General features: G+C 71.3%; 8 protein-coding genes. 6 read left to right on the plus strand and 2 right to left on the minus strand.

Translation table 11 applies throughout. From position 1 onward, the window contains the following. Together J0695_RS35110 and J0695_RS35115 are read right to left on the minus strand one after the other, a co-directional pair. Positions 1-796, minus strand: a 796-nt coding sequence (locus J0695_RS35110) for a COG1470 family protein (RefSeq protein ID WP_443726822.1), incomplete at its 3' end; no start/stop codon positions are given. 9 nt (positions 797-805) lie between these two features. Beyond that, positions 806-2725: an AfsR/SARP family transcriptional regulator gene (locus J0695_RS35115; RefSeq protein ID WP_206968823.1), complete on the minus strand. Its 1920-nt coding sequence runs from the start codon at positions 2723-2725 to the stop codon at positions 806-808. 281 nt (positions 2726-3006) lie between these two features. On the opposite strand from J0695_RS35115, the gene J0695_RS35120 reads away from it, so the two are divergent. The 6 genes from J0695_RS35120 to J0695_RS35145 all read left to right on the plus strand — a co-directional run bounded on the left by J0695_RS35120 (position 3007) and on the right by J0695_RS35145 (position 8137). Next, on the plus strand, positions 3007-4089 hold the full coding sequence (locus J0695_RS35120; protein WP_206968824.1) for a hypothetical protein: 1083 nt from the start codon (positions 3007-3009) through the stop codon (positions 4087-4089). A 115-nt stretch (positions 4090-4204) separates the two neighbouring features. Beyond that, complete coding sequence (locus J0695_RS44445; protein WP_242553595.1) at positions 4205-5419, plus strand: eCIS core domain-containing protein; 1215 nt, start codon at positions 4205-4207, stop codon at positions 5417-5419. A 54-nt stretch (positions 5420-5473) separates the two neighbouring features. Continuing rightward, entirely contained in the window at positions 5474-7051 is a 1578-nt protein-coding gene (locus J0695_RS35130) for a phage tail sheath family protein (protein ID WP_206968825.1), read from the plus strand. A gap of 62 nt (positions 7052-7113) precedes the next feature. Then, a complete protein-coding gene (locus J0695_RS35135; protein ID WP_206968826.1) occupies positions 7114-7557 on the plus strand; it encodes a phage tail protein in 444 nt (147 codons plus the stop codon). Further along, the gene (locus tag J0695_RS35140) at positions 7557-7982 is read left to right on the plus strand and encodes a hypothetical protein (protein ID WP_206968827.1); all 426 of its coding nucleotides are present in this window, start codon (positions 7557-7559) and stop codon (positions 7980-7982) included. The genes J0695_RS35135 and J0695_RS35140 overlap by 1 nt, the downstream gene beginning before the upstream one ends. After that, positions 7979-8137, plus strand: a complete 159-nt coding sequence (locus J0695_RS35145) for a DUF6760 family protein (protein ID WP_206968828.1) — start codon at positions 7979-7981, stop codon at positions 8135-8137. Before J0695_RS35140 ends, J0695_RS35145 begins: the two co-directional genes overlap by 4 nt. The last annotated feature ends 1202 nt before the right edge of the window (positions 8138-9339 follow it).

Below are 9339 nucleotides of genomic sequence, written 5' to 3' on the forward strand. Positions count from 1 at the left end.
CTGGATGGGCTTCTCGCCGAAGCCCGCCACCTCCACCGGCGCAGGTGCAGCCGCCGACCTTCGGCGAGAAGCCCATCCAGAGCACGGCGAACGCGACGGCCGCCGTCGCCAGGACCCCGCCCACGGCAAGGACCCAGCGCGGGAAGACGGGCCGCTGCTCGAAGCTGCCGGTGAGCTCGTGCGCGCTGTCGTCGCCGGAGCGGCGCACGGCGACGGTCAGTTGGTGCGACTGGGACTGGCCCGTCCACCGGATGCGCTGCGGCCGTACGGTCATCCGGGCGAAGGCCGCCCGGCCCGGATCGGCCTGGACTGCCATCGGGACGACGTCAAAGGTGAGTTGGGCGGAATTGTCGCGCCCTGAGAGGGTGGCGGTGAGCGGGGTGTTGCCCAGGTTGTCGACGGCGATCCGCGCCTGCCCTCGCACCCGGCCCACGAGGGTCGGCGGCAGCAGTTCGGCCCGTATCTCCGCGAACGGCGCCACGGTGACCTGTCCCTCGACCACGTCGCGCAGTCCGGGCGTCTCACGCGGCTCGACCCGGATTCCGTACGGGGCGGGCCCTGCGGCGGTGTCGGGTGAGCGCGGCGGGGCGAGGAAGATCTCCGCGGTCGCCTCGCTGCCCGGGTACAGGCGCAGGGTCGCGGGCTCGATACGGGTCCAGCCGGCGGGCGTGCCGACCACCGTGAGCCGGTACTCCTCCACCGTGTCACCGGTGTTGCGCACCCGGAGGGTGGCGGTCGCCCGCCCGCCGGGTTCGACGTCAGAGGCGGCTGGTTCCAGAGACGTCCACAAGGTCATATGCGCAGGTTAGGCCCGCTGTGCCGGGCAGGAGATGCTCGTCGGTACCAGCGCGGGGGCAGATCTGCGGGGACCGGCGGGCAGCACCGATTTGTTCGTCCGGCTCCGCAGCACCATGGCGGCCGCCCGCTCGTCCGGATCGGCGGAGCGTTCCAGCTGGCGCCGGGCGAAGAGACGTACCAGATCATGGCAGCAGTAGCTGTCCGTGCCGTTCTCCTCCAGGAGTCCGGCGTCGACCAGGGACTCCATCGCCTCGCGCGCCTCGTACGCACCGGTGCCCAGCATCGCGGCCACGGTGAACCGTCCTAAGACCGTCACCCCGGCGGCTGCGGCGACCCGCCGGAACGCCCGTGCGGCACCGGGTTCCAGCATCTCGTACGAGCGCCGGAAGGCCGCCTCGACGCCCACTCCGCCCACCCGCAGCTCGTCCAGCCGGCCCGGCTCGTCGCGCAGCCGGGCCGCCAGGTCGGCGAGGGACCACTGCGGGCGGACCAGCAGCCTCGCCGCGGCTATCCGCACCGCCAGCGGCAAGAAGCCGCAGGAGGTGACGAGTTCATGTGCCGCGTCCGGTTCGGCGGCGACGCGCTCCGGCCCGATGATCGCGCCGAGCAGGGCGAGCGCCTCCGGCTCGCTCATGGGGTCCACGGGGATGAGCCGCGACCCGGGGACCACGATGGTCCGCGAACGGCTGGTGATCACGACCGCACACCCCCTGACGCCCGGCAGCAACGGCCTGACCTGCGCGGTGTCCCGCACATTGTCGAGCAGCACCAGCACCCGCCGCCCGGCGAGCAGCGACCGGTACAGCGCGGCCCGCTCCTCTGTCCCCTCCGGTACGTCCCGGTCCGCGACCCCCAGGGAGTGCAGCAGGTGCACGAGGACGTCGGAGCTTTCGGCCGGCGCCGGGGTACCGCCGCGCAGATCGACGTAGAGCTGCCCGTCGGGGAACTCCTCCCGCAGGGAGTGCGCGACATGCACGGCGAGCGCGGTCTTGCCGACCCCGCCGAGGCCGGTGAGCGAGGCGACGGCCATGGTCTTCCCCGCGGAGGCGTCGCGCAGCAGGCCGCCGAGGCGGGCGACCGATGCCCGGCGTCCGATGAAGTCCGGTACATCGAGAGGCAGTTGGGCAGGTACGGGGCACCGGGTGACGGCCGGTACGGGCTGCGCGCGCACCGGCTCGGGCTCACTCTTCAGCAACCGGGCGTGCAGCGCTCGGAGTTCGGGACCCGGGCCCACTCCCAGCTCGGCGTCCAGCGTGCGGCAGGCAGCCGCGTACACCGCGAAGGCATCCCCCTGGTGGCCCGTACGGTGCAGGGCCAGCATCAGCAGCGCCTGGGTCCGCTCCCGCAACGGGTGCTCGCCGGCGAAGACCCGCAGGGCGCCGACCGCGTCCGCGTGCCTGCCGAGCTCCAGCGCACAGTGGAAGTGGGTCTCCTGGGCACTCAGCCACAGTTCGGTAAGCCGTTCGCGCTGCCGTTGCGCGTACGGTCCCGGCAGCCCGGCCAGCGGCGTGCCCGCCCACATCCCGAGCGCCGCACCCAACTCCTTGTACCCGGCGACGGTCTGCCCGGCGGCCCGCAGCCGACCGGCCTCGCGCAGCCGCGCCTCGTAGACCCCGCTGTCCAGCGAACCGGCGGACAGCCGCAGCGCATAGCCGTCGCCCGCCGACACCAGCACGGTGGCGGGCCTGCGGGCCCTTCGCTCCGGCTCAAGGAGGGTTCGCAGCCTCGACACGTAGGTACGCAGAATCCCAACGGCCCGCGCGGGGAGCCGCTCCCCCCACAGCCCGTCGAGGAGTTCGCGCACGGACACGGGACGGCCCTCACGCAGCAGCAGCATGGCCAGCAGCGCCTGTTGCTGCGGCGGCCCGAGCGCCAGCGGGCGCCCGTCCAGCTCTCCCGCGAGGGGCCCGAGCGCCCGGAACCGCAACCCCCGCGCCTGCTCCGCGGATACGGATGCGGATCCAGATGCGGATCCAGATGCGAATGCGAATGCGGATCCGGCTCCTGATCCGGCTCCGATCCTGTCGGAATCCATCACGCCCGTCCCGCCCTCCGTGCCCGAGCATGCCGTCCGGCTGCCCGAATGATCATGCCCTCTGCCCTCAAGAGGGTCTTCGGCGCCCTTGCGTTCCGATTCTGACAGCCGACACTGTGAGACCTTGTCGGACGGTTCCGTCCTGACCCGACGACCACCGGAGGCCCGGAGGCATGGTGCACGCACACGACCACCGGAGTGCTTCCGCACAGCGAACGGCAAAGGAACCCCGGAAGTCCGAGGCGCCGGCCACCTCCCGGCACAGCGCCCTCGCCGCGCTCCAGCGCACGGCGGGCAACGCGGCCGTGACGCGGGCGGTGCAGCGGTACACCGAGGGTCCGGCCGCCGAGGGATTCGACAAACTGTCCACGAACGGCTCGATCGGCGTGCGCGGACGGTACGAGGCGTATGCGACGGGCGCCCTGATCGAAGAGGCGCGCGGGCGGCTGACCGCGACCGGAGCACCCATCACCCTGGAGCGCGGGCCGACCGCGGAGACCGCCGGGGGCGTCACGTTGTACCGCGTCCTTCCCGTGTACGTATCGGCCCAGCGGATCCCGCCGGGCAGCGACCCCGCATACGAGCCGGTGGCAGGCGAGAGCGAAGAGCAGCGCAAGGACAAGCGCAAGCAGTACAACGATCCCCAGCGCCTCCCCGCACTGGCGGTCCGGGTGGCCTCACTCGCGGCCAAGGTGCAGGCGGCGAAGGCCGATCCGGCCGCCCTGTTCGGCGAGGTGAGCCGGCTGGCGCTCGACGCGATGGGCGTGAGCGTGCTCGGGGACCCGGCCTTCCAAGCCATGTCGCCCACGCCCACTCTCAAAACCGTCATGACCTTCATGCGGCAGTTCAACGGCTGGTTCAGCGAACAACTGCCGGGGATGCGCCGGCAGGAGAAGGACCCCGACGAGCTGCTGATCTCGCTCCCCAACGACTGCAAGGCCGCAGCCGCCCAGCTGCTCGGGGCCGATCCGACCGGCCTCAGCCAGGTGCGGGAGTCACCCCAGGTAGGCGAGAACCACTACATCAAGTTCGACAGCTCACTCGACACCGGCTGGAACAACCACTTCGCCGCCGTCATCCTGCGCGACGGCGGCGACACCCTGACGTACGAGACCGCCGCCGACTCGAATTCCGTGGTCCAGCACGGAAAGTCGCTGGGCTACTTCGCGATGTACGGGGCACACGGAACCGACGAGTCCTTCGCCTCGACTCTGAAGGCGCAGAACGAGGAGTACAGGACCAGGCAGCAACCCTGAGCGATGTCCGTGAGGGCACCTCCCCCTGCCCTCACACGCGCCTCTTCATCCCTGGCCCCGTACGCACCCCTGCCGGAAGAGTCGTGCGTACGGATACGGGGAGAAGGTACGCACGATGCACGCACGCGGCAGAGGACCGGGTCCCGACGACAAGAGGCCCGGAGCGCCCGCCCGCGCGGCCGTCTCCGGCACGGCCGAGGCGGCCAGACTCGCCGCATCCGGCAACCTGGGCAACCTCAGTCCGCAGGCGGCCACCGCCCTTCAGCGCTCCGCCGGGAACGCGGCACTGGCCGCCTCCCTGCAGCGCGACACGCACACACACGGCGCGGGCTGCGGGCACGGCCCCTCGGTCCAGCGTTCCGCGGTGCCCGACGTGCTGCGCGCGGCGGGCCGCCCCCTGGACGAGTCGGTGCGCACCGACATGGAGTCCCGGCTTGGCGCCGACTTCTCGGACGTACGACTGCACACGGACGCGGCGGCGAAGGCTTCGGCGGCGGAGGTGGGTGCCCGTGCGTACACCTCGGGCAGCCATGTGGTCATCGGCGACGGCGGAGGGGACAGCCACACGCTGGCCCACGAGCTGACGCACGTCATCCAGCAGCGCCAGGGCCCGGTGGCGGGCACGGACAACGGCTCGGGCCTGAAGGTCTCGGACCCGTCGGACCGCTTCGAGCGCGAGGCGGAGTCCAATGCGACGCGTGTCATGCAGCGTTCCGTCGTGCCCGCGGCCGCGGCCGCAAGTGCGCCGGCCGGTGGGACCGCCGCTCCCGCGTACGTACAGCGGGCCACGGACGACGAGCGGCGGGCCGGGCAGCACCGCAAGGCCATGGCAGCCGGAGACCCGCCGAAGGCCATCGCCGAACTGGCCGCGATGGTGCCCGCCGGCCTGAGCGACCACATCTACAGGGGCGTCCCGGTCGCCGGCGGCCAGACCGCCGCGAACGCCGCCACCGGCCTGCACGGCTACGACAACGGCTCCCTGCCGAACAACGTGATCGCCGTGCGGACCGAAGGCTCCGTCAACAAGGTGCACGAACTGCACTGGAAGGTCGGCCAGAACGGCACCGAGAAGCAGAGCACCATGCTGCCGTCCTGGATGCCGAAGAACCACGGACTGGCACTCATCGCCCTGCAGTTCTACCCGCCCGGCACGGTGGGCGGCTCGGACGCCAACAAGGCCGCCCTCGACCTGACGGTCAACAAGAGCGAAGCCGTACGCAACGGCGAAACCAAACCCCTGACCGCAGCGGACATCAGGACGTACATCCAGCGCGGTCTCGCCATCAATCTGAACAAGGCAGGCGAAACCGTCTACCCCGTCAGGGACTGACCCGGCCCCGATCTGCCACTCCGCGCACACCCGTTTCCCTAGGAGCGAACTCGCATGCCCACGTATCTGTCCCCCGGCGTCTACGTCGAGGAAGTCTCCAGCGGCTCCCGCCCGATCGAGGGCGTCGGCACCTCCGTCGCCGCCTTCGTCGGGCTCGCTCCCGTCGGGGCACTGAACGAGCCGACCCTGGTGACCAACTGGTCGCAGTACGTCGCCGAGTTCGGGGACTTCAGCGACGGGTACTACCTGGCGCACTCCGTGTACGGCTTCTTCAACAACGGTGGCACCGCCGCCTATGTGGTGCGCGTCGGCGGCACCGACAGCGCCGGTGCCACGGAGACCGCGGCCCCCGCAGCGCAGGCGCTGCCGGTCGGGGACGCCGTCTCGCTCGGCGCCTTCAAGGTGGCCGCGCTGGTCGCCGGGTCCGCCAACGGCGGGGCGCTCACCGTCGAGGTGCAGGACGTGGAGGGCGAGTCGAGCGGCGACAGGTTCAAGCTCGTCGTCAAGGACGGCGACGCCGTCGTCGAAAGCTTCGACGTCAGTTCCAAGAAGAGCGCACGCAACTATGTCGTGTCGCAGGTCAAGCAGCGCTCCAAGGTGATCCTCCTCGAAGAGGCCACCACGGGCGGCCAGTTGGCCAAGCCTGACGCGCAGAGCGTGACCCTGGTGCCGCCCGCACCGGCTGCGCCCGCCGCGCAGACGACGGGCGGGCAGCTCGCCCGTATCGAGTCCAAGCAGTTCATCGGCGACTCCGCCGACCGGACCGGCTTCGGCGGGCTCGAGGCGTACGACGAGATCAACATGGTCGCCGTACCCGACCTGATGGCCGCCTACCAGCAGGGCCTCATCGACCTGGAGCAGGTCAAGGCCGTCCAGCTGGGACTCATCTCCCACTGCGAGCTGATGGGCGACCGCATGGCCGTCCTCGACCCGCCGCCCGGGCTCAACGCCCGCGACATCCGCAAGTGGCGTATGGAGGGGGCCGGTTACGACTCCCCGTACGCCGCGATGTACTACCCCTGGGTGAAGGTCTTCGACCCGTCGAGCGGACAGACGCAGGTCGTCCCGCCGTCCGGGCACATGGCCGGCATCTGGGCCCGCAGCGACGCCGAGCGCGGCGTCCACAAGGCCCCGGCCAACGAGATCGTGCGCGGTGCGGTGGACCTGGAACTCCAGATCACCCGCGGCGAGCAGGACCTGCTCAACCCCGTCGGCGTCAACTGCATCCGCGCCTTCCCGGGCCGCGGCATCCGCGTCTGGGGCGCCCGTACGCTCGCCTCCGACCCGGCCTGGCGCTACCTGAACGTGCGGCGCTACTTCAACTACCTGGAGGAGTCGATTCTGCTCGGCACCCAGTGGGTGGTCTTCGAGCCGAACGACCAGGCGCTGTGGGCCCGTATCCGGCGCAACATCTCGGCCTTCCTGGTCAACGAGTGGCGCTCGGGCGCGCTCTTCGGGCAGCGCCCCGAGGACGCCTTCTACGTGAAGTGCGACGCCGAGACCAACCCGGTCGAGTCCGTCGACCTGGGCCGCGTGGTCTGCGAGATCGGCATCGCGCCGGTCAAGCCCGCCGAGTTCGTGGTCTTCCGGCTGGCGCAGTTCTCGGGCGGCGGCGGGGAGCTGGAGGAGTAGCAGCCCGGCTCGGCTCCATCCGGTCCGGTTCGTACGTACACATCCTCAAGGAGTAACGCGGTATGGCCCTCAAGCCCGGTGACTCGCTCACCACGAACAACTTCGGCATCCAGATCGACGGGGTGATGGTCGAGTACCTGCAGGAGGTCAGCAGCCTCGTCGTCGAGCAGGACGTCATCGAGAGCAAGCAGGTCACCTCCTCCGGCAAGCACGTCATCGCGAAGCTGCCCGGCGCGCAGAAGTCCGGCGAGTGCACGGTGACGCGCGGTGCGACGCAGGAGACCGAGTTCAGCGACTGGATCAAGAAGTCGGTGGAGGGCGACATCGGTTCCGCCCGCAAGAACGCCACCATCGTGATGATGGACTCCCAGCAGAACCCGGTGAAGCGCTACCACATGCGCAACGCCTGGTGCTCGAAGGTGGAGATCAGCTCGCTGAAGGCCGGGGACGCCGCCGCGCTGACCGAGCAGATCACCATCACCTTCGAAGAGCTGGTCATCGAGTAATGCGGCGCGAAGGTCCGGGTGCGCCCGGGGCGGTCACGGCGGGGGCGCGTGAACCCCTGTGCACGGAGTTCGAGTTCGAGCTGCCGCGCGGTTACGTCGACGAGTCCGGCACGGTGCACCGCAGTGGTGCGATGCGCCTCGCGACGGCCCGCGACGAGCTGGTGCCGCTGCGGGACGTACGGGTGCGCGAGAACCCCGCCTACCTGTCGGTGGTGCTGCTCGGCCGGGTCATCACCCGGCTCGGCACGCTGGCGGACGTGCACGACGGCACGGTGGAGAACATGTTCGCCTCCGACCTGGCCTTCCTCCAGGACTTCTACCGGCAGATCAACGCCGAGGGGCACACCCGCGCGGCGGTCGCCTGCCCGCACTGCGAGGAGTCCTTCGAAGTCGAGCTGGCCGGGAGCCGCCTGGGGGAATCGTGACGTACGCGGCCGAACGGATCGAGGAGGAGACCGCGTACCTCGCCTACCACTTCCACTGGGACATGGACTCCATCCTCGATCTCGAACACGCCGACCGGCGTGGATATGTGCAGCGGGTGGCCGCGCTGGTGGAGCGGGCCGAAGGGGAGAGGTGACAGGGGATGCGGCTGTTCGGGTTCGGCGGACGCCGACGCGGGTCAGGGGCCGGGACGGGGGCTGAGGCTTCTCCGGCCGAGGCCTCTGCCACGCCTTCCGCGGACGGGGGCTGGGCGGCGGCGCCCGCGGTCCAGCGGGTGCTGTCCGCGCCGCGTGTGACGGCCGACCCCGGCTTCGCAGCATCGCTGGCCGCGCACCAACCGATGGCGTTCACGCGGGGGTTGGGCCACACGGTGAGCTCCTCGGCGCCTGCGGGCCTGCTCCGTGACGCCCTGGTGCCGGTCGCGGGACGCCCGACCGGACTCGGACTCCCGGCGCTGCGGCTGCCGGTGGTGGGTGCGGGTGCGGGTGCGGGTGCGGGTGCCGTTGGCGAGGGTACGGAGGCGAGTGCTTTGGCCCCGGTCCAGCGTGCGGCCGCCGCACCGGGTGCGGGCACGAGGGCCACTCCGGCCCGGCGGGCCACGGCGCCCGGCAGGGTGCCGGCCATCGGTTCCGTACCGCAGTCGGCTCCGGTTTCGGCTGCGGTACCGGCCTCGGCTCCGGTTCCGGTTGTGGATTCGGTTGTGGATTCGGTTCCGGAACCGGGTGCTGTCGTAGCCCCGCATGTCCCAGCAGCGGATGCACCCTCGGGATCTCGCACGCCCGAAGTTCCGGTCGCCGCGACCCGGATACAACGAACTCCCGTTACGGCACCGCTTGTTCAGCGCGCACCGGCACGGGGATCGGCCGCAACCCCGGCGGCGGCCCCACAGGCTCCCGGGCGCGCCGCCGAACCCGACCGCACCCCCAAGACCGGTCCTGCCAAGGCCGGTCCTGCCAAGGGACCCGGCGCGCCTTCGGCCGCGAACGCAACTGGAACCACGGAACCGACGGTTCAGCGTGCGTCGGCCCCGGTCGCGGACCCAACTCCCCTTCAGGAACCGGCCGTTCGCGGCGTCACTCCCACTCCGGATGCGAGCTCACCGGCGGCCCCGAGCGCCGCCGCCCCCGGGCGCACTCCGACGGCTGACTCCGCCCCGGTGGTCCGTGCGGTCGCGACGCCGGTGACCGGTAATCCGCCCTCACCGGTGCCACCCAGTCCCGTACCGGGTACGGCAGTTCAGCGGACGGCCGTACCTGACGTCGTACGGCCGACCCCATCGGCAAGCAGCCCGCCCGTGCCCGCGTCCCCTGCCGTCACAGGGCCTACAGGCCCGGTGAC

The sequence above is a fragment of the Streptomyces beijiangensis genome (genome assembly GCF_017315755.1).
In the GTDB taxonomy this organism is placed as follows: domain Bacteria; phylum Actinomycetota; class Actinomycetes; order Streptomycetales; family Streptomycetaceae; genus Streptomyces; species Streptomyces beijiangensis.

Excerpts from the sequence above, each read along its gene's own strand:
- J0695_RS35130 (WP_206968825.1), top strand. The coding sequence starts at position 5,474 with ATGCCCACGTATCTGTCCCCCGGCGTCTACGTCGAGGAAGTCTCCAGC.
- J0695_RS35135 (WP_206968826.1), top strand. The coding sequence starts at position 7,114 with ATGGCCCTCAAGCCCGGTGACTCGCTCACCACGAACAACTTCGGCATC.
- J0695_RS44445 (WP_242553595.1), top strand. The coding sequence starts at position 4,205 with ATGCACGCACGCGGCAGAGGACCGGGTCCCGACGACAAGAGGCCCGGA.
- J0695_RS35120 (WP_206968824.1), top strand. The coding sequence starts at position 3,007 with ATGGTGCACGCACACGACCACCGGAGTGCTTCCGCACAGCGAACGGCA.
- J0695_RS35140 (WP_206968827.1), top strand. The coding sequence starts at position 7,557 with ATGCGGCGCGAAGGTCCGGGTGCGCCCGGGGCGGTCACGGCGGGGGCG.